This window comes from Kangiella geojedonensis, from assembly GCF_000981765.1.
GTDB lineage: Bacteria > Pseudomonadota > Gammaproteobacteria > Enterobacterales > Kangiellaceae > Kangiella > Kangiella geojedonensis.
The window spans coordinates 1,422,759-1,442,861 of sequence record NZ_CP010975.1; the positions used below are offsets into that span (position 1 = coordinate 1,422,759).

15 protein-coding genes are annotated in these 20,103 nt (G+C 43.8%); 11 read left to right on the forward strand and 4 right to left on the reverse strand.

What is annotated here, in order from left to right:
• Positions 1-3 precede the first annotated feature (3 nt).
• From TQ33_RS06340 to TQ33_RS06365, 6 genes are all read left to right on the forward strand, one after another.
• Positions 4-942: a hydroxymethylglutaryl-CoA lyase gene (locus TQ33_RS06340; RefSeq protein WP_046561305.1), complete on the forward strand. Its 939-nt coding sequence runs from the start codon at positions 4-6 to the stop codon at positions 940-942.
• A gap of 60 nt (positions 943-1,002) precedes the next feature.
• Positions 1,003-1,704 carry a CoA transferase subunit A gene (locus tag TQ33_RS06345; RefSeq protein WP_046561306.1) on the forward strand — a complete coding sequence of 234 codons (702 nt, stop codon included), beginning with the start codon at positions 1,003-1,005 and terminating at the stop codon, positions 1,702-1,704.
• A gap of 11 nt (positions 1,705-1,715) precedes the next feature.
• On the forward strand, positions 1,716-2,372 hold the full coding sequence (locus TQ33_RS06350) for a CoA transferase subunit B (protein WP_046561307.1): 657 nt from the start codon (positions 1,716-1,718) through the stop codon (positions 2,370-2,372).
• Positions 2,373-2,655: 283 nt separating this feature from the next.
• Complete coding sequence (locus TQ33_RS06355) at positions 2,656-4,824, forward strand: S46 family peptidase (RefSeq protein WP_046561308.1); 2,169 nt, start codon at positions 2,656-2,658, stop codon at positions 4,822-4,824.
• Between the two features lie 174 nt (positions 4,825-4,998).
• Complete coding sequence (locus tag TQ33_RS06360) at positions 4,999-5,457, forward strand: hypothetical protein (RefSeq protein WP_046561309.1); 459 nt, start codon at positions 4,999-5,001, stop codon at positions 5,455-5,457.
• A gap of 199 nt (positions 5,458-5,656) precedes the next feature.
• Complete coding sequence (locus TQ33_RS06365) at positions 5,657-8,203, forward strand: EAL domain-containing protein (protein ID WP_071841099.1); 2,547 nt, start codon at positions 5,657-5,659, stop codon at positions 8,201-8,203.
• Positions 8,204-8,289: 86 nt separating this feature from the next.
• On the opposite strand, the gene acnB is transcribed toward TQ33_RS06365, so the two are convergent.
• Positions 8,290-10,902 (reverse strand): bifunctional aconitate hydratase 2/2-methylisocitrate dehydratase, encoded by a 2,613-nt coding sequence (gene acnB, locus TQ33_RS06370; RefSeq protein ID WP_046561310.1) that lies wholly within the window; start codon positions 10,900-10,902, stop codon positions 8,290-8,292.
• Between the two features lie 260 nt (positions 10,903-11,162).
• Between acnB and TQ33_RS06375 the strand changes: the two genes are divergently transcribed.
• The 5 genes from TQ33_RS06375 to TQ33_RS06395 all read left to right on the forward strand — a co-directional run bounded on the left by TQ33_RS06375 (position 11,163) and on the right by TQ33_RS06395 (position 16,517).
• Entirely contained in the window at positions 11,163-11,648 is a 486-nt protein-coding gene (locus TQ33_RS06375) for a hypothetical protein (RefSeq protein ID WP_179944365.1), read from the forward strand.
• A gap of 168 nt (positions 11,649-11,816) precedes the next feature.
• Positions 11,817-13,181, forward strand: coding sequence for an adenylosuccinate lyase (gene purB / locus TQ33_RS06380; RefSeq protein ID WP_046561311.1), 1,365 nt, complete (start codon positions 11,817-11,819; stop codon positions 13,179-13,181).
• 21 nt (positions 13,182-13,202) lie between these two features.
• The gene (locus TQ33_RS06385; RefSeq protein WP_046561312.1) at positions 13,203-14,366 is read left to right on the forward strand and encodes a cupin domain-containing protein; all 1,164 of its coding nucleotides are present in this window, start codon (positions 13,203-13,205) and stop codon (positions 14,364-14,366) included.
• A gap of 19 nt (positions 14,367-14,385) precedes the next feature.
• Positions 14,386-15,747, forward strand: coding sequence for an MATE family efflux transporter (locus TQ33_RS06390; RefSeq protein WP_084616935.1), 1,362 nt, complete (start codon positions 14,386-14,388; stop codon positions 15,745-15,747).
• 167 nt (positions 15,748-15,914) lie between these two features.
• Positions 15,915-16,517 carry an epoxyqueuosine reductase QueH gene (locus TQ33_RS06395; RefSeq protein WP_084617063.1) on the forward strand — a complete coding sequence of 201 codons (603 nt, stop codon included), beginning with the start codon at positions 15,915-15,917 and terminating at the stop codon, positions 16,515-16,517.
• 65 nt (positions 16,518-16,582) lie between these two features.
• Here TQ33_RS06395 and TQ33_RS06400 read toward each other — a convergent pair whose 3' ends face one another.
• From TQ33_RS06400 to TQ33_RS06410, 3 genes are all read right to left on the reverse strand, one after another.
• Entirely contained in the window at positions 16,583-17,296 is a 714-nt protein-coding gene (locus TQ33_RS06400) for a Slp family lipoprotein (RefSeq protein ID WP_046561315.1), read from the reverse strand.
• Positions 17,297-17,406: 110 nt separating this feature from the next.
• The gene (tsaB, locus tag TQ33_RS06405) at positions 17,407-18,102 is read right to left on the reverse strand and encodes a tRNA (adenosine(37)-N6)-threonylcarbamoyltransferase complex dimerization subunit type 1 TsaB (RefSeq protein WP_046561316.1); all 696 of its coding nucleotides are present in this window, start codon (positions 18,100-18,102) and stop codon (positions 17,407-17,409) included.
• Between the two features lie 7 nt (positions 18,103-18,109).
• Positions 18,110-19,999: an ATP-dependent DNA helicase gene (locus TQ33_RS06410; protein ID WP_084617066.1), complete on the reverse strand. Its 1,890-nt coding sequence runs from the start codon at positions 19,997-19,999 to the stop codon at positions 18,110-18,112.
• Positions 20,000-20,103: the final 104 nt, after the last annotated feature.

Below are 20,103 nucleotides of genomic sequence, written 5' to 3' on the forward strand. Positions count from 1 at the left end.
ATAATGGTTCTAGTAGACGACCACATTAAACACTTACCTGACGAGGTTCGCATCGTAGAGATGGGGCCTCGTGATGGTTTGCAAAATGAAAAGCAGCCTGTATCAACCGAGGTTAAAGTTGAGTTGATTAAGCGTTTAATCGCTGCTGGTGAGAAGGATATTGAAGCAACAGCCTTTGTTTCTCCAAAGTGGGTGCCGCAGATGGCGGATCACCACGAGTTGATGCAAGCGCTAAAACCTTTGAAAGGAGCTCACCCAGAAGTAACCTTCCCTGTGTTAACGCCGAATATCAAAGGCTTTGAAGGCGCTCTAGCTGGTAACGCTGAAGAAGTGGCTGTTTTTGCTGCGGCTTCCGAGGGCTTCTCACAGAAAAATATTAACTGCTCAATTGCTGAATCCATCGAACGCTTTAAGCCAGTGATGGAAGCAGCGAAAGAAAACGGCATCAAAGTCCGTGGCTATGTTTCATGTGTCCTCGGCTGTCCTTTCGACGGTGACATCGCGCCAGAACAAGTCGCCAAAGTGGCAAAAGATCTTTATGACTTAGGTTGCTATGAGATTTCGCTAGGCGACACCATTGGCGTCGGTACGCCAGCAAAAGCCAAAGCCATGATAGAAGCCGTGTCTAAGGTTGTACCAGTGGACAAATTAGCCTGTCATTTCCATGATACCTATGGACAAGCGCTGGCAAATCTATATGCTTGCTTAGAGCTTGGTGTTTCAACTATTGATAGCTCTGTGGCGGGTCTTGGTGGCTGCCCTTACGCGCCTGGCGCGACAGGTAATGTGGCGACTGAGGACGTGGTATATATGCTTAATGGCTTAGGCATCAAAACTGGAATTGATTTAGATAAGCTAGTTGATGCAGGGGTTTATATTTCTGATCAACTAGGACGTAAACCTGTATCGCGCGTAGCGAATGCTGTTCTGGCTAAAAGATAGTAGCGAATAGCAACTATAAACAGGCAATCAAATACTCTTAAAATATGACGAGGAATTAAAATGTCAGGTTTTAATAAAGTCGTAAATAGTTACGAAGAAGCCTTAGAGGGTTTCAAAGATAATATGACCGTCATGGTTGGCGGTTTCGGACTTTGTGGTATTCCAGAAGGTCTGATCGAGCAAGTTAATAAACTAGGTTGCAAAGGACTTACTGCAATTTCTAACAACGCTGGCGTTGATGGCTTTGGTTTAGGTAAGTGGTTAGAAAAGCGCCAAATCAGCACTATGATCGGCTCTTATGTTGGTGAAAACGAATTGTTCGAGAAGCTATTGCTTTCAGGCGAAATGGAAGTGATTTTAACGCCACAAGGTACTTTAGCGGAGAAAATTCGTGCTGGTGGCGCAGGGATCCCTGCTTTCTTCACAGCGACTGGTTTCGGTACGAAAGTTGCCGAAGGCAAAGAGACGCGTAATATCGATGGCCGTGATTATGTTCTAGAGCCATCGCTAACAGCGGACTTCGCGCTAGTTAAAGCGTGGAAAGCCGACACCATGGGTAACTTGATCTTCAATAAAACAGCCATGAACTTTAACCCTATGATGGCGACTGCAGGTAAAATCACCGTAGCGGAAGTTGAAGAAATTGTTGAGCCGGGTGAGTTAGACCCTAACTTTATTCACACACCGGGCATTTACGTTCAACGCGTAATCAAAGGCGACAACTTTGAGAAACGCATCGAGCAACGCACAGTTAAAGCATAAGGAGCGCAATCATGGCACTATCACGTGAACAAATCGCCATGCGAGTGGCGCAAGAACTTGAAGATGGTTTCTACGTAAACCTAGGTATTGGTATCCCTACCCTAGTCGCTAACTATGTTCCAAAAGGCGTCGAAGTCATGATGCAGTCGGAAAATGGTTTATTAGGTATGGGCGAGTTCCCAACTGAAGAAACGATTGACCCTGACTTAATCAACGCGGGAAAACAAACGGTAACAGCCGCAACAGGAGCAGCATTCTTCTCATCAGCAGAAAGCTTTGCGATGATTCGTGGCGGACATGTCGACCTTACAGTACTAGGCGCTTTCGAAGTAGACCAACAAGGTAACATCGCTTCGTGGATGATCCCTGGAAAATTAGTCAAAGGCATGGGCGGCGCAATGGATTTAGTGGCTGGCGCAGAAAACATCATTGTGACCATGACTCACGCCAATAAGCACGGACAGTCCAAGATCCTTAAAGAGTGTACGTTACCGCTAACAGGCGCACAGTGTATTAAACGGGTAATTACTGAGTTAGCCTTGATGGAAATCAAAGACGGTGCTTTCCACCTCATAGAACGTGCACCAGGCGTTTCGGTAGAAGAAATTCGAGAAAAAACAGAAGCGGACTTAGTTATTCCAGATAACGTTCCAGAAATGAACGTTTAATTCCCTTCTACATCATTCCCGCGTAACCCCAACATAGGGGTGGCTTCTCTTTGGATACTTTCTCTTGCTCACCAAGAGAAAGTATCTCGCCGATTTTTGAAATCCACTTTTAGAGTTATAAATCTATAGTAGATTACTGCTCCTACTCTGTAGATTGGCAATGACCATAATTACTGCAACACTTATTTACACTTTACTACCCAACCCTACTGGAATTTGTCTTCTAACCCTTTATATTGTTTGGCTGCAATAATTCAAAATGACAACATCAGGGGACTACTCCATGAAGAAGTTACTATCAGTTGCGGCGATTTCTGTTGCTGCAGCGACTTCGCCATTGATGGCGGATGAAGGTATGTGGCAACCGAGCCAACTGCCATTAATTGAAGACCAACTTGAAGATGCGGGCTTAAATATTGATCCTGAAGATTTAAGCAAGTTGACCGAATTCCCAATGGGGGCTGTCATCAGTCTTGGTGGATGCACGGCATCATTCCTTTCTCCTCAGGGCTTAGTCGCAACAAACCATCACTGTGCCTACGGTAGCATTCAGTTCAACTCAACTGCTGAGAACAACCTTTTGGAAAAAGGCTTTTTAGCAAAAGAGCTTTCAGAAGAACTAGCAGCAGCGCCAGGCTCTCGAGTTTATGTAACGACAGAAGTCACTGATGTAACAGACGCCATCAACGATGGCTTAACAGATGAAATGTCTGGTATGGAGCGCTATAAAGCCGTTGAGAAAAAAGAAAAGGCCTTAGTAGCAGATTGTGAAGCTGAAGATGGTTATCGCTGTAATGTATACACTTTCCACGGAGGCTTAGAATATCGCTTAATTAAACAAATGGAAATTCGTGATGTACGTTTGGTGTATGCACCATCATCACACATTGGAAAATACGGCGGTGACGTAGATAACTGGATGTGGCCACGCCATACGGGTGACTTTGCGTTTTATCGCGCTTACGTGGGTAAAGATGGGAAACCAGCAGACTTCTCTAAAGACAATGTCCCTTATGAGCCGGAGCATTTCTTAAAAGTTAACGCTAGCGGTGTAGAGAAAGGAGATTTTGTGATGGTTACTGGCTATCCAGGTCGCACAAACCGCTACCGTACCAGCGCTGAAGTAGAGAACCAGTTTGAATGGAGCTACCCTACTTTCCGCACTATTCTTCATAAATACATTGATATTATTAAAGAGAATGCCCCGGAAGGTAGTGACGCTCGTGTTAAGTATGCCAGCACACTAGCGGGCTTAAACAACGCTGAGAAAAACTGGGGCAGCATGATCGAAAGCTATGGTAAGGGTGACTTGCTAGCGCGCAAACAGAAACTCGAAGCAGATTTAGAGGCATGGCTGCTCGACAATCCAGCAATGAAAGAAAAGCATGGTGATGCACTGTCTCAACTTGACGCTCTGATCAAGGAAGACATTAAAGACCAAGCCGTAGAGCTCAAAAAATGGGGCATGAACAGAGATACCCTTTCAGGTACAGCTGCTCGCTTGTATCGTCTAGCCATTGAAAGCCAGAAGCCAGATGCAGAGCGTGAGCCGGGTTATCAAGAACGTGACTTGATTCGTATCAAAGAAGGTTTAAAGCGCATGAACCGTCGTTGGGACGCTGACGTTGAAAAAGCTCTATATAAGCACTTCGTTGCTGTATACGCTGAATTGCCTGAAGAAGACCGCGTTCAAAGCTATGATAAGTTCATGGGCATTGATGAAGAGTTCAACGCGGAAAAGTTCAATGGCAAAGTTGACAAGATGTTCGCTGAAACAGGTCTTACGGATGAAGAAACTCGCTTAAGCTGGGTCGGAAAATCTGTAGATGAGTTCAAAGCCTCGGATGATCCTTTTATTCAGTTGGCGGTAGCAACTTTTGAAGAGAAGCATCAAAAAGAGCTTGAAGAGAAAGAGCAATCAGGCAAATTTAAAAAGCTCCGTCCACAGTACATGGCAGCTATTATTGATTACTATGAGTCACAAGATAAAGCGGTGTATGCTGATGCAAACAGCACACTACGTGTGACTTACGGTAATGTTAAGGGCTACTCACCTAAAGACGGCATCTTCGCAACGCCTTTTACTACTCTTGAAGGCTTAGCCGCAAAACATACTGGTGAAGAGCCATTCAACTCTCCTGCAAAACAGCTAGAGCTTATCAAGGACAAGCAGTATGGAAAATATCAAGATGAGACGCTTAACAGTGTCCAAGTCAATTTCCTAAGTACTGTCGACACCACAGGCGGTAATTCAGGCTCTCCAACAATGAATGGTGATGCTGAATTTGTAGGGCTATTGTTCGACGGCGTTTATGAGTCAATCATTGGCGACTGGGACTATAACCCTAACCTAAACCGCTCGATTCACGTTAGCAGTGCTTACATGCTATGGGTTATGGAGCATATTGATGGTGCTCAAAACCTTATTAAAGAGATGAAGATCGTCAGATAATCTATTGATTTAACACATTCTATCTTTTCAATATTGATTCGAGAATGTAAATAAGATTAAGAGCAGCCCTAGGGCTGCTCTTTTTGTATACATTTTAAACAATATAACAAACCTCCGACCAGTTGTTCTCTATAATAGCCTCGATTCGCCGTTATCCACAGAGAGGTTCTGCCATTGGAGAAGCAACGTTTATCAGCACATCCTTACAACCCTAAGCAAAAGAAACTGCTGACTATAACTATAGAAGACATTAGCGATAACTTAATCCGTATAAGCTATCCCTATAATGTTGTTCTGAATACTGAGCTTTTAAAACATCAAGATAGCATTTTGCTAGAGCAGTACCATCGCTTTCATAGCCGACTTCCACAACTCTTGATCCAACTGGATGGAATTGCAGAATTTGAACTAGACTGTAAAGATTACCTTCAATCGAACAAACACCAACGCTTATATAGCGCCGTAGCCTTTGTATTAGGAAAAGGCAATATGTCGGTATTAGAGCGACATTATTTAGAACAACTATTGATCTACCGAACTCAAAAGTCACCGCAACTCGCACAATCACACTACCCAGTCGGTGTTTTTGCCACAGAGGTAGAAGCCAAGCACTGGTTAAACTCAAAGCCTTGAACCCCATCCCCTCACTAATAACTTATTGCCAAGGATAGGAAAAAATAATAAGGTTAATAGCAGTGAGGGGTAAAAATTGCAGAAATTATTCTTTAAAACCCTTGCGTTAATAACGTTACTTTCTATAAGTAGCCTACTGACGCTCGACGCATTGGCTAGCGATTTGAATAAGGAGCCGAAACGCTCTTTAAGGGTTGCTATGTTTAACGCTCCGCCCATCATGGTTGTCGAGCAAGACGGAACTAACGCAGGCTTCATGGTTGAACTCTTAGAAACCATGGCGGAAAAAGAAGGCTGGAACATAGAGTGGGTCAACCTCAATTGGCCAGAAGTCATACCAAAGACACTCAACCACGAACTCGATCTTATTCCCTTTATTGCTTACTCAGAAGACCGTGCACAATATTTAGACTACAACGAGGAAGGTATTCTCACTGGATGGGGCCAAGTTTATGTTCACAAAGACGCCTTAGTCCCACAAAATATCATTGCTTTATCCGGCAAGAAAATTGCAGTCATAAAAAACGAAGTCTATGGTATCAAGTTAAAAAACTTGTGCGATTTGTTTATTATAGAGTGTGATTTTGTAGAGTTCCAAACTTACAAGCAAGCTCTAGGGGCCATAGAATCAAAAGAAGTAGCGGCAGCTGTGACTAGCAATCTAGTGAGCTACAGCCACGATAATCCTTATATAAAACAAACACCAATTGTTTTTGAGCCACGAAAAGTCCTTTTTGCCACTGCTAAAAATACCAATGCGGATCTTCTAGCCACTATAGATCGTTATACGAAACTATGGCGCTTTGATGGAAGCTCCCCTTATTATCAACTTAAAGACAAATACTTAAAGGGAATTATAGCAGAAGAATCAGCGTTTCCTGCCTGGCTTGTATATACTTTGTTGATAGTGATAGGACTATTGTTTGTTGCCGCCTTGGTGGCTCTCCTTCTAAAAAAACAGGTAAAAAAGCAAACCCAAGATCTCGAAGATCAAAGCGATAAGATTCGGCAAATTATCAACTTAGTTCCACACATGATCTTTGCGACTAACACGAATGGGAAATTGATACTCGCGAACCGCTATGCTGCAGATTTCTTCGGTATCCCAATGTCTGAAATAGAGGGCTGCTCCCAAAAAGACTTAATTGATCACCATCCTAATTCAAAAAATATTTTTGAAGATGAAAGCTTACTTTTACGTAGAGACGCTCACGCTATACAAAAAGAGATTGAAATATATAATGTTGATGGCAGTAAAGTAACACTAAACATTTCAAAAGTACCTTTCATCACACGCTTTAGCAGAACGCCATCAGTAGTGACTGTAGGAGTAGATATTACCGACTCGAAGGAGTACGAGCGTCAGATTCAACACATGGCTCAGCATGATTCATTAACCGAGCTCCCCAACCGTTTACTGCTTAATGATCGCATTCATCAATCTCTTGCCTTAACTAAACGTTATGGACACAGCGGCGCGGTTCTGTTCATTGATCTAGACTACTTTAAAACCATCAATGATTCACTGGGGCATATGGCTGGAGACACTTTGCTTCAAAAAGTCGCAGAGCGATTGCAAACTATTGTAAGAGAAGGCGACACAGTGTCTCGATTAGGCGGTGATGAGTTTATTGTGCAACTCAACCAGTTATCTGGAGACCCTAAGAAAGCAGAGCGAGTCGCTTGTAAAATTGCCGAAAAAATAAATTTCACTTTAGCGCAAGAATACAACGTTAGTGGCAACAAATTATTTTCCACAGCAAGTATCGGCATCGTGATTTACCCTAGAGACGCAGAGAATGAAGAAGCTATTATTCAACGTGCAGATACCGCCATGTATTATGCCAAGTCTATGGGCCGTAATCGTTATGCAGTATTCAAAAAAGCCATGGAAAAGGCGGTCGTTAGAAAGCATGTACTTGAAAAAGAGCTACGCAAAGCTCTAGCTGAATCACGCTTTATTATTAGATATCAGCCCCAAATTACACAAGACGGAAACAAGTTTATTGGCGCCGAAGCTTTGCTCCGCTGGAGTCACCCGACTGAAGGAATTATATCTCCTGCTGAGTTTATACCTATTGCGGAAGAGAATCATTTAATTATCCCAATTGGCGAGTGGGTCTTAAAGCAGGTTTGCTACCAAATTAAACACTGGCTAGAACAACATGGGTACTCTCCTTTTATCACCGTCAATTTATCCGTTGTTCAGATTCGCAATTCGGACCTGGTCAGCTACATCAAAAAACTTCTTGATCAAACTAAAATTCCTCCACAGCTACTTGAGCTAGAAGTGACAGAAACGGTCTTATTACATGAAGCAAGAGTGTCCATCGATATTCTCAATGAACTGAAAAAGCTGGGTGTAAAACTATCCATCGATGATTTTGGTACGGGTTACTCGTCATTAACCTACTTAAAAAAACTACCTCTCGACAAACTTAAAATTGATCGCTCTTTTGTAAAAGACGTACCAGGCGATCCTGATAGTGAAACCATTATCCGAACAGTAATTGGCATGAGTCTTGATATGGGCTTAGAAGTTATTGCAGAAGGTGTAGAAACCAAAGAGCAGTTAGATTACTTAATTAAAGAACACTGCAGTCTCTTCCAAGGCTTTTACTTTGACCCACCAATTTCTCTAGAGCAGTTAGAGGAAAAGTATTTTGCTAACCTCCACAAGTCAGTAACCAGTAACCCTAAAGTGGTTCATCTTGAAAACTATTCAAAGCGCACCAACAAAAAGTAACTTCACTGTCTAGATAAAAAAAGAAAAAGCCCGCTAATTAAGCGGGCTTTTTTTTGTTTGCATTTGAAACTTACAAACAGTAGTGACTAAGCACCGACAGTAACTTGGTTACTTACCGGAATAGTTACTTTGTTTGCTTGCTTCTTATACTCATCCATCTGATGGAAATTCATATAAACATAGATGTCATCAGCCATAGAGTCAATCTTATTAGCATACTCCATGTACTCTTCTACCGTCGGTAGTTTGCCCATCACCGCTGCAACAGACGCCAACTCAGCAGAAGCTAAGTAAACGTTAGCGCCCTGCCCTAAACGATTCGGGAAGTTACGCGTTGAAGTTGAAACCACTGTAGACTTCGGAGCAACACGTGCTTGGTTACCCATACACAATGAACACCCTGGCATCTCTAAGCGCGCGCCTGAACGACCGAAAGTGTTGTAGTGCCCTTCTTCCATCAACTGATGCTCATCCATCTTAGTTGGTGGCGCGATCCACAAGCGGGTTTGCAAAGTACCGGCTTCAATATCTTCTAGCAATTTAGCTGCAGCACGGAAGTGACCAATGTTAGTCATGCAAGAACCGATGAAGACTTCATCAATCTTGTCACCAGCAACTTCGCTTAATAAGCGAGCATCATCTGGATCGTTTGGCGCACAAAGAACAGGTTCTTTTAAGTTGTCCATGTCGATTTCGATAACTTCGGTATACTCAGCATCAGCATCAGCCGATAACAAGCTCGGGTTATCCAACCACTCTTGCATCTTCTCGATACGACGAGAAAGCGTACGCTCGTCACCATAACCGTTAGAGATCATCCACTTCAATAAGACAATATTTGACTCAAGGTATTCAGCAACTGACTCTTCGCTTAGCTTAATCGTACAACCTGCTGCAGAACGCTCTGCAGATGCGTCTGAAAGCTCAAACGCTTGCTCAGCGGTTAAGTCTTCTAGGCCTTCGATTTCAAGAATGCGACCCGAGAAAATGTTCTTCTTACCGGCTTTTTCTACGGTTAAGTGGCCATCTTTTATCGCTTGATAAGGAATCGCATGCACTAAATCACGCAAAGTAATACCCGGTTGACGCTTACCTTTAAAGCGAACCAATACTGACTCAGGCATATCCAAAGGCATAACACCCGTCGCAGCAGCGAATGCCACAAGACCCGAGCCTGCTGGGAAAGAAATCCCCAATGGGAAACGTGTATGTGAATCACCACCAGTACCGACAGTATCAGGAAGCAACATACGGTTTAACCAGCTGTGGATAATACCATCACCCGGACGTAATGAAACACCACCACGATTCATGATGAAATCAGGAAGCGTATGCTGAGTACCGACGTCAACTGGCTTTGGGTATGCTGCTGTGTGGCAGAATGACTGCATAACCAAGTCAGCAGAGAAACCTAAACATGCTAAATCTTTTAGCTCGTCACGTGTCATAGGGCCAGTAGTATCTTGCGAGCCGACCGTTGTCATCTTAGGTACGCAGTACTGACCTGGGCGAACACCGTCTAGGCCACAAGCACGACCAACCATTTTTTGCGCTAACGTATAGCCTTTGCCTGAATCGCTTACCTCTTCTGCATTACGGAATAAATCAGTCGCTTCTAAACCTAAATATTCACGAGCGCGCTCTGTTAAACCACGTCCAATGATTAGTGGGATACGACCGCCCGCTTGAACTTCGTCAAAAATCACTTTGCTACCGTATTCAAACTCAGCAATCACTTCACCATTCTTAGTGACTTTTCCTTCATACGGATAGAAATCGATAACATCGCCCATTTCCATTTTAGACACATCAAGCTCTACCGGCATAGCGCCAGCATCTTTCATGGTGTTATAGAAAATTGGAGCAATGTTACTGCCGAAACAGAAACCACCTGCTCGCTTGTTTGGAACGTGAGGAATATCGTTACCCATCAACCACAACACAGAGTTTGTCGCAGATTTACGAGAAGAACCAGTACCCACAACATCACCAACGTAAACGATTGGGTTGCCTTTCTCTTCTAACTTTTCAATAGTGCTAATAGGACCAATTTCACCCTCTTTGTCAGGATTAATACCCTCACGAGAGTTTTTCAACATCGCTAATGAGTGCAATGGAATATCAGGACGAGACCATGCATCTTGTGCTGGTGATAAGTCATCAGTGTTAGTCTCACCAGGGACCTTAAAGACGGTTAATGTGATTTTTTCATCGAGTTTTGGCTTTTTCGTGAACCATTCACCTTCAGCCCAAGACTTGATGACGTCTTTTGCCACTTCGTTGCCAGCATCTGCTTTTTCAGCCACATCGTGGAAAGCATCAAACATTAACAAAGTATCTTTAAGTTTTTCACCAGCCAGTAAGTTCAATTCTTTATCATCAAGCAACTCTACTAGTGTTGCGATGTTGTAACCACCAAGCATTGTGCCTAGAAGTTTCACAGCGTGTTCTTTGTCTACTAAAGGAGATTGTGCCTCACCCTTTGCAATCGCCGCTAAAAAGCCAGCTTTAACATAAGCGGCTTCATCAACACCTGGAGGCACACGATCAGTTAATAGTTCTACTAAAAACTCTTCTTCACCTGCTGGTGGATTTTTCAAAAGTTCAACAAGCTCATTGACTTGCTCGGCGCTCAAAGGCAAAGGTGGAATACCTTGCTCAGCACGTTCTGCTACATGTTTTCTGTATGCTTCTAACACGCTATATTCCTCAATTTAAAGTAAATTCAGTCTCTTACGAAGAAATGCTAACAACCCACTTAACTACCTTTCGCTATCAGTTTAGGCAATTTGGCTACTTTTCGTACATGTTCGATGTACTTTGCGCTCATTCCTCCGAAAATCGGCGGCTGATTATAACACAGCCTATACAGAATGTGAGGCTTATCTTATTCAGTCGATATTCAGTACCTTTATAATAGAATGTGTTATAACGAGAATGATCTATTAGGGGAAATATCATGCAAAAACAATTAGTAACACTGATTAGTCTTGCTGTGGCAGTCAGCTTAAGCGGTCCATTGGCGGTCGCTAAAAGTGACCCGCAGAAAGGTTATAAAGGCAAGCCTCAGCATGCTGAGCAAAAGCATTCCCAAGAGGACAAGAAGCCTGAGCGAGAGCGTCGTTTCTCAAACGATGAGCATGACTTGATACAAGATTATTATTACCGTCACCGTTATGACTCAGGGCGCACTACCTTGCCCAAGGGACTTCAGAAAAAGTACGAAAGGACTGGTGAGCTCCCTCCTGGCTGGCAAATGAAAGTTCAGCGCGGTGAAGTACTCCCCATTGATATTTATCGGCACGGCCGCGATATTCCGCTTGAGTTACGCGAGCGGTTACCGGTTGGGCCTTTAGGTAGTAAAATCATTGAGCTAGAAGGCAAAATTATACGTGTCATGGAAGGTACACGCATGATCTTGGATGTGTTTGATATCGGGCGTTAACCTATCAAGCAACAATAGCTTATTAAGAAAGCCAGTTTCGACTGGCTTTTTTTATGCGTCGGATGAGTACTTTTGTTGTGACAAAAGATGCTAAAAGTAAGCAGTTAAGGTATGATCAGCCCCTTCAAACAATTGATTAAATTTAGCTTTTACGGATAAGGTATAACGATGCAACTTTCCGCTTTAACTGCAATTTCTCCTGTTGATGGTCGCTACGGCTCTAAAGCTACCGACTTACGCCCAATATTCAGTGAGTATGGTCTTCTGAAATACCGTGTTACGGTCGAAGTTCGTTGGCTACAAGCACTGGCTCAAGCCTCTGAAATTAAAGAAGTTCCTGAGTTTTCTGCACAAGCCAATGAAATGCTTGACAGTATCGTGGCTAATTTTTCGGAAGATGATGCAGCTCGCATTAAAGAGATTGAGCGCACGACCAATCACGACGTTAAAGCCGTCGAATACTTTCTAAAAGAGCAAGTTGAAGCGAATGAAGAAGTTGCCAAAGTCAGTGAGTTTATTCACTTTGCCTGCACCTCAGAAGATATCAACAACTTGTCATACGCTTTGATGCTAAAAGAAGGCACCGAAGCCTTGATTGAATATCAAAAGCAAATTGCAAATTCTATTCGTGACTTGGCTGGACAGTTTGTTGACATTCCAATGATGGCAAGAACCCATGGCCAACCAGCCTCTCCTTCGACGATGGGCAAAGAGATGGCTAACGTGGTTTACCGTCTCGAACGTCAATTAAAGCAGATCGAAAGCCAAGAAGTTTTAGGTAAGATTAATGGCGCTGTAGGTAACTATAATGCGCACCTTTCTGCATACCCGGACTTTGACTGGCAAAGCTTCGCAGAAAATTTCGTGACATCTCTTGGTTTGACTTGGAATGCCTACACCACTCAAATTGAACCACATGACTATATGGCTGAATTATTCGATGCCATTGCACGCTACAACACTATCATCATCGACTTCGATCGTGATGTTTGGGGTTATATCGCGCTAGGTCACTTTAAGCAGAAAACGATTGCTGGTGAAATTGGTTCATCAACCATGCCGCACAAGGTTAACCCTATCGACTTTGAGAACTCTGAAGGCAACCTAGGCATTGCTAATGCATTGTTTGACCATTTAGCCATGAAGCTTCCTATTTCTCGCTGGCAGCGTGACTTATCAGACTCGACAGTACAACGTGTTTTAGGCGTAGGCTTTGCTCACAGTATCATCGCTTACCAAGCGACATTGAAAGGTATCTCCAAGCTGGAAGTTAATGAGCAGTCATTACTCGACGAATTAAATTCGAACTGGGAATTGCTTGCAGAGCCTATTCAAACGGTTATGCGTCGCTATGCCATCCCAAATCCCTACGAAAAGCTAAAAGAGCTCACTCGTGGAAAGCGTGTCACTCAAGAAGATCTAAAAGCCTTTATTGATAGTTTAGAGCTTCCGCAAGAAGAAAAGGAACGCTTGAAGCAGTTAACCCCAGCAACTTATATTGGTAACGCGGTCGAGCAAGCAAAGTCTATCTAAACTGCAGTAAATCAGAAGATTATGGCGAAAATTCAATCAAGTATGTTAGGCGATATTAGTCCGGAGGAGTTTCTTTCGGACTACTGGCAAAAGAAGCCACTACTCATTCGAGGTGGTTTCTCAGCCGACCCTGCGTTGATTACTCCAGAGGAGTTAGCCGGCTACAGTTTAGATGATGATATTGAATCACGTCTCATCCAACACAACTCTCAGCAACAACGCTGGCAGTTATCACATGGGCCACTTGAAGAAACTGTTTTTGAAGAATTAGGAGAGAAGAACTGGACTCTGCTGGTACAATCTCTAGACTACTTCCACCCTCCTCTTCAAGAACTCACCAAAGCCTGTAACTTTTTACCTCGATGGCGCTTAGACGACATTATGGTCTCCTTCGCTACAGCCCATGGTGGCGTCGGTCCACATTTGGATAAATACGATGTCTTTCTAGTCCAAGGCCAAGGTCAAAGACGTTGGCGCGTTGGCTTTAAAGATCAAAAAGTCAGCACTCTCAATCCGCATCCACAAATCGCTCAGGTTGCACCATTTGAGGCAACTATGGATGTTATTGTCAGTCCTGGTGATGTGCTTTATATCCCGCCTAACACGCCACACTGGGGCGTTTCTGTGGATAACAGCATTACCTATTCCATTGGCTTTAGAGCACCGAATATTGGCTCTATTCTTGATTCAGCCCTCAGCTCTGCATCTCTGGAGTTTGATAGCCTGTGGCAAGACAGTGGTAAGCTTAAGAAATACCATGCCTTTGGGGCGTTACATTCAGAAATGCCTGACTGGGCGCTTGGCGAGCTTCAACACTTACTCAACCGAAGAGAATTGCTTATTGCCGCAGGCAAAACAGTAACCGAGCTTAAATACCCTGAGGCTCTCGAACCAGTAAACTTGCCTAAGTCACAGGAATTATCAGAGATTGCTCTAACTGAGGGCGTTGAGTTAAATTTATTAGCTCGAATTGCTTACTTTGAACATGAGCAAGCCTTATTAACATTCATCAATGGCGTTTACTTCCAGTTCCCGAAAGGTCTCGAGCAAGCCATTCAAACCTTGAATCAAAAACACAGACTGACACCCGAAGATTTGTCTGAACTTCCGCGTTTACCGTTAGGTGAATTTCTAACACACGGAATCGCGCTCGGTGCGCTGACGTTAAGTAATTCCGATAGCTAACAGTACCAAGACTAAAGCCATGGAAAAACATTCACTGCGCCAAATTGGTGAAGAAAGTAGCGCTCTTATCAAAGTTGCAATACCCGCGATCCTTGCTCAATTAGCGCAAATGACACTAGGCGTTGTCGATACTTTGATGGCAGGTAATTACAGTAAGCATGCATTGGCTGCCGTTGGTACAGGCGCTAACACCTTCATGATTATTTTCGCTCTATATCTAGGGTTAAGCTTTGCTCTGAACCCGATGGTATCCCACTTTAATGGTCAGGGTCAGTTCAAACAAATCGGCAAAACCTTCCAAATGGGTGCATTCATAGCCGTTGCTTTCGCCATAGTCGCCTTCTTTGTTTTGCGAAATATGGAGGCGCCGTTACTACTAATGGACGTTACGCCGGATATCGCAGGACTAACCGCTGACTACCTTTCAGCGATGAGCTGGGGCACACTCCCAGCGTTTTTATTTCTAGCACTCAGAGCATCGAACGAAGGGCTTTTTTCCACCAAAGCCATCATGATTTGTTCCTTTTTAGTTATTCCCTTTAATATTCTGTTTAATACGTGGTTCATTTATGGTGGGCTTGGCTTGCCGGCAATGGGCGCCGTAGGCGTTGGTTATGCAACGAGCCTTGTTTGGACCTTACTCTTTCTCTTTTTGCTTATTTACACCTACAAAAATCAGCGCTACGACCACCTTGGTATATTTAAGAACATTCACTGGCCCAAAGTCAGTTTAATCAAAGAATACTTCACTATTGGAACCCCGATAGCCGTCGGTATGTTAATGGAAGTGGGGTTATTTGGCGTCATCGGCATTATGGTTGCCCGCTATGGCGTTGACCTGACCGGCGCTCACCAAATAGCCATGAACATTGCCACAGTGGCTTTTATGGTACCACTCGGCTTATCAGTCGCTATTACGGCTCGCGTTGGGTTTTGGCGGGGGAAGCAAGATTTTCGTCAAATGCGTCTAGCAGGCTTTTGTGGAATTGGCCTTAGTGTCTTCTTCCAAGCCTTATCCGTCACATTAATGCTATTGTTTCGACACGACTTCGTCGGCTTTTATACCGACAACCCCGAACTGATCAATATCGCTGCAAGTTTGATCTTTTTAGCCGCGATATTCCAGTTTTCAGATGGGCTGCAAATCAATAGCGCAGGCGCCCTTCGCGGGATGAAAGATACGAAAGTTCCGATGATATACATGGCCGTTGCTTACTGGCTATTTGGTTTCCCCATAGGTTACTATCTAGCTGAATATCAAGGACTTAAAGTCCAAGGTTTTTGGATAGGTATTATTGTTGGTTTATCCATTGCGGCAGTCCTTTTGTTATCTCGATTCGTACGCCGCTCGAAATTTGCCATTAAATTTGCCCAAAGCTAGTAATGGATTGACTTGCGAGTTACCCCGCTTGAGTTTACCATTACGCCTAAATGATACATTTGCAAGATATGAGCTGAAAGCTCTCGGAGTTTAGTGTGAACCCTTATTCAGTCGATAACTATCAACGCCCACTACTTGAAACGCCCGACGGTGAAGATAAAGTATTGATGCATTCTTGTTGTGCACCTTGTGCAGCTGAAGTCATGGAAGCGGTTCATGCCTCAGGTATTAAGCAAACGGTGTTCTTCTACAACCCGAATATTCACCCGATTGAAGAGTATGAAATTCGAAAAAACGAAAATAAGCGTTTTTGCGATAAGCTCGGGATAGAGTTTATCGATGCTGACTACGATAAGGATAATTGGTTTGAACGCATCAAAGGGCTTGAAGATGAGCCTGAACGCGGCGCGCGTTGCACTGTCTGTTTTGACATGCGATTTGAGCGTACTGCGCTCTATGCTGCGGAAAATAATTTCGATCTTATAACCAGTACTCTCGGCATTTCTCGCTGGAAAAACATGGAGCAAATCAACGATTGTGGCGTTAGAGCTGCCAATCGCTACGATGATGTTCGATACTGGACATTTAACTGGCGTAAAAAAGGCGGTGCCCAGAGAATGATTGAGATCTCAAAGCGCGAAGAGTTTTATCAGCAAGAATACTGCGGTTGCGTTTACTCTCTACGCGACACTAACCGCTGGCGACAAGAAAATGGCCGTGATCGTATTAAGCGAAATATTAAGTTTTACGGACACGATAAGCCCGAATAACCAATCTTAATGTAACAATAAAAAGGAGCCGTACGGCTCCTTTTTATTGTTCACGAATTTATAACTTACTGCTGCTTTAATATATCGGCTTTCCGACTCGATGCACTTTGAGCTTTTTTGCTTGGCTTTGGGGGAACTCTTCTTACTCGAGGTTCGACTGGAACGCCTCTATAGTTCTCAGTGTCTGGATTCTGCGCATCACGGTTTAAGTCTCGACGACGATCATGCCTATAATCATGACGTATGATTCTATAGCGATAATGATAAGGCCAGTAGTAAGGGCGGTGATAGAACCAGTACGGATCCCACGCCGAATAAACTTCAACATACTCGTAGTTTGGGCGCTCCTCCCATAATTGGTGTCCTCTTGTGTCCACCACAGGGAAGTTTATTTTATGCTCACCAACTTTGCCCGGCATTGGCTCCGACAACATACCAACGACCGTAATTTCTTTGCCTTGCTTATAAATCATAGGATCAAGGAAACCAGGAACTCGGGCAATAAAGCGTCCTCCAGTCTCTTGACTTGCTACTGGACGAGCTTGTCTTCCTAACGGCAAGTTTACTACCTCGATCAAGGTATCTTTCTCTAAATTTTCCACACGAGCAACGATACCTCCCCATCGCACTTCTTGCTTATTAAATGCTTCTGGATTTTGAGCAACTTTTGTAAAGTTGAGGTTTGGCTTATCAAAGTCTATTTGTTTTGGTGTGCTAGCACATGCTGCTAACAAAGCTCCTCCCAACAAAACAAATGTAATTTTCAACAACTTGCCCATGATAAATCTCCTTCAAAATGCTTTAAAATCAGCTTAACCAGCTTACAGCTATTGTAACTTTGGCTCTGTGAATTTAACCTGAATAAGCATCAAAACCATTAGTCTGGCTATTACGGCTTCGCTTTTTTCGCCACATTGTCTCTTAGGTATACCGGCAATGCTTGTTCAGCGGAAATCGACTTCCCCTGGTTAAATCGAGCCCTGGCTATAGGAAGCATAGCCTCAGCAAAAGGATAAAGAGGCTCTTTCTCAACCACAATCGGTAAGTTTAAGGCTTCTGATAACTCTTTTGCATAAGTCTGCCAGCCTGTTCCGACCGCTCTGTATACGTTAGACGAGTCAGGCTCTGAAACTGTGACAAGATTAGGCGAGCAAACAACTTCCTGCCCTATTAGCTGCATAATTCCGTTTGAGTCTGCCTCATACTGCCCCCAGTACACTTCCCCCATTCTGGCATCAATCGCACTTAATACGCTATCCGCCCCCAAAGTATCATGGGCTGCCTGAGCCATTGCTTGCAGGCTAGATACGCCAATAACGGGTAAACCAGCACCAAAAGCGAGCCCTTGAACGACACTAATACATATCCGTAAGCCCGTAAAGGCACCTGGACCTTGTCCATAAGCGATGGCATCAAGTTGCGCCAGCTTAATACCAGCGTCAGACAACACTTCATCAACCATCGGCAAAATCAGCTCACCATGCTCTCGGGGGGCCACTTTAGACCGAGTAAAAAGTTTATCTTGGTATTGCAACGCCACTGAGCAAGCTTCTGTGGCTGTGTCTATTACAAGTAAATTCGCCATTGAGTCTCTAACCGTTACTGTCCACGAGTATGTTTTCTGATAATTTCTTTAAAAATTCTATCACAACAGCTTGCTCGCGCGTACGCTTCATCGGTGGCAAGCTCTTTAAAAACTTCTGTCCATATTTATTCGCAATTAGCCTCGGATCACACAAGACTAAAACGCCTTTATCGTCATAATCACGGATCAAACGACCCGCTCCCTGCTTTAAAGCGATAATAGCCTCTGGAATTTGGATATCAAAGAAAGGGTTCTTCCCAGACTTTCGAGCGGCTTGTATTTTTGCTTCAATTAACGGCTCGTCAGGCGCTGAAAATGGCAGCTTATCGATCACTACTAAGCTTAAAGCGTCACCCTTAACATCAACCCCCTCCCAAAAACTTGAGGTTGCCAATAACACTGCATTTCCCGCATCACGAAACTGTTCGATTAATTCATTTTTGGGCAGATCGCCTTGGGCAAATACGGTTTTATCGTCAAGCTTTTCCTGCCACAATTCTTTGACCTTGTTGAGCGCTGCATAGCTGGTAAACAGCACAAAAGTACCGCCTGGGTTTGCTTTAACCAGGGGCAGTACTTGCTTCTGCCAGCTATCAACATAAGTTCTATCTCGCGGGTCAGGCAAGCTTCTCGGAATATGAAGTATGGCTTGCGAATCGTAATCAAAAGGACTTGGCAACACTAAATCACGGGCTTCTGATAACCCCAGCTCATCTTTAAATAAACTAAAATCATCCGCCTGTGTTAATGTCGCTGAGGTAAATATCCAACTTCGAGCTGCATGCTCTTTGCGACTACGCGAAAATGATTCAGATACATTAAGTGGTGTTTCCAGCACCGCAAAGCCATTGCGATATGTTTCTACCCAGCGCACAGCTGCATACGCTTTATCGTCATTCGACTGATTAAAAGTACTGTTAAATAAAGCCAGAGCCTGCAAGGATTCTTCGCAGCGACGGTGACAGCTATCCAACCCTTTTGATCGACTGGCGTGTCGCTCTAAGCGTTCGCATAATGCCAGCACTTCTTTTTCGAGCTCTTTTAAGGCAGACTGAAGAGATGGTGTTGCAATCAGCTGCCAGTTGATCTTTTTAGCTGCTTCTCCAAGTTGTAACCTAACTTCATTAACAGCGCCCTCAACACGACGCACAGCAACACTGAGTTGGCGATCATCTTTGGCCGTCGTTAAGGCTTCTAGCTCAGTGTCTCGACAAAGCTCCATCAGCTGGCGACTGGTTAAACGCTGCCCATAAAACGCATGAGCAATATCGGTCAATTGATGCGCTTCATCGACAATAACCGTATCAGCATCTGGCAACAGCTCCCCAAAACCATCGTCTTTTAAGACCATATCAGCTAATAGCAGATGATGATTAACCACGACCACATCAGCAGCAGTCGCTTTCTGCCGAGCCTTCGCAACGTAACAGTCCGCAAAGTCAGGGCACTCAACCCCAAGGCAATTATCATTAGTTGATGTTACATAAGGCCATAAAGGGTCATTGTCAGCCAAATCTTTGCACTGAGTTAAGTCGCCACTTTTGGTTTGACCTGCCCATGCTTTTACCTTTGCTAAGGTATCAACCATTGATCGACTTTGGAATTGACCAGAATCAAGACTTTGATCCATCCTATAGCTGCATAAATAGTTGTTGCGACCTTTTAGCAAAGCTGTTTTTGGAGACATTCCTAAGGCATCCCTCATATTAGGGAGATCGCGATAAAACAGCTGGTCTTGAAGGTTTTTAGTACCCGTTGACACAATGACTTTTTTATCGTTGAGATACCAAGCTTTTAGTGCTGGCACCAGATAACCAAAAGTCTTACCTGTTCCAGTGCCCGCTTCGATACAAATTGACTCATCAGATTCTAAGACAGACTCTATAGCGTGAGCCATTTCAAGCTGCTCATCCCTTTGCTTGAAGTTAGAAAATATTTTGGAAAGAGGACCTTCTGAAGAAAACAGTTGGTCTAATTTTAAGGGTTCTGAAGTTTCAGCCA

Bases quoted from the DNA above. Each gene is read 5' to 3' on its own strand.
- TQ33_RS06355 (WP_046561308.1), top strand. From the start codon at position 2,656: ATGAAGAAGTTACTATCAGTTGCGGCGATTTCTGTTGCTGCAGCGACT.
- TQ33_RS06395 (WP_084617063.1), top strand. From the start codon at position 15,915: ATGCATTCTTGTTGTGCACCTTGTGCAGCTGAAGTCATGGAAGCGGTT.
- TQ33_RS06385 (WP_046561312.1), top strand. From the start codon at position 13,203: ATGGCGAAAATTCAATCAAGTATGTTAGGCGATATTAGTCCGGAGGAG.
- TQ33_RS06375 (WP_179944365.1), top strand. From the start codon at position 11,163: ATGCAAAAACAATTAGTAACACTGATTAGTCTTGCTGTGGCAGTCAGC.
- tsaB (WP_046561316.1), bottom strand. From the start codon at position 18,102: ATGGCGAATTTACTTGTAATAGACACAGCCACAGAAGCTTGCTCAGTG.
- TQ33_RS06340 (WP_046561305.1), top strand. From the start codon at position 4: ATGGTTCTAGTAGACGACCACATTAAACACTTACCTGACGAGGTTCGC.
- TQ33_RS06350 (WP_046561307.1), top strand. From the start codon at position 1,716: ATGGCACTATCACGTGAACAAATCGCCATGCGAGTGGCGCAAGAACTT.
- TQ33_RS06345 (WP_046561306.1), top strand. From the start codon at position 1,003: ATGTCAGGTTTTAATAAAGTCGTAAATAGTTACGAAGAAGCCTTAGAG.
- TQ33_RS06390 (WP_084616935.1), top strand. From the start codon at position 14,386: ATGGAAAAACATTCACTGCGCCAAATTGGTGAAGAAAGTAGCGCTCTT.
- TQ33_RS06365 (WP_071841099.1), top strand. From the start codon at position 5,657: ATGTTTAACGCTCCGCCCATCATGGTTGTCGAGCAAGACGGAACTAAC.
- TQ33_RS06410 (WP_084617066.1), bottom strand. From the start codon at position 19,999: ATGGCTCACGCTATAGAGTCTGTCTTAGAATCTGATGAGTCAATTTGT.
- TQ33_RS06400 (WP_046561315.1), bottom strand. From the start codon at position 17,296: ATGGGCAAGTTGTTGAAAATTACATTTGTTTTGTTGGGAGGAGCTTTG.
- purB (WP_046561311.1), top strand. From the start codon at position 11,817: ATGCAACTTTCCGCTTTAACTGCAATTTCTCCTGTTGATGGTCGCTAC.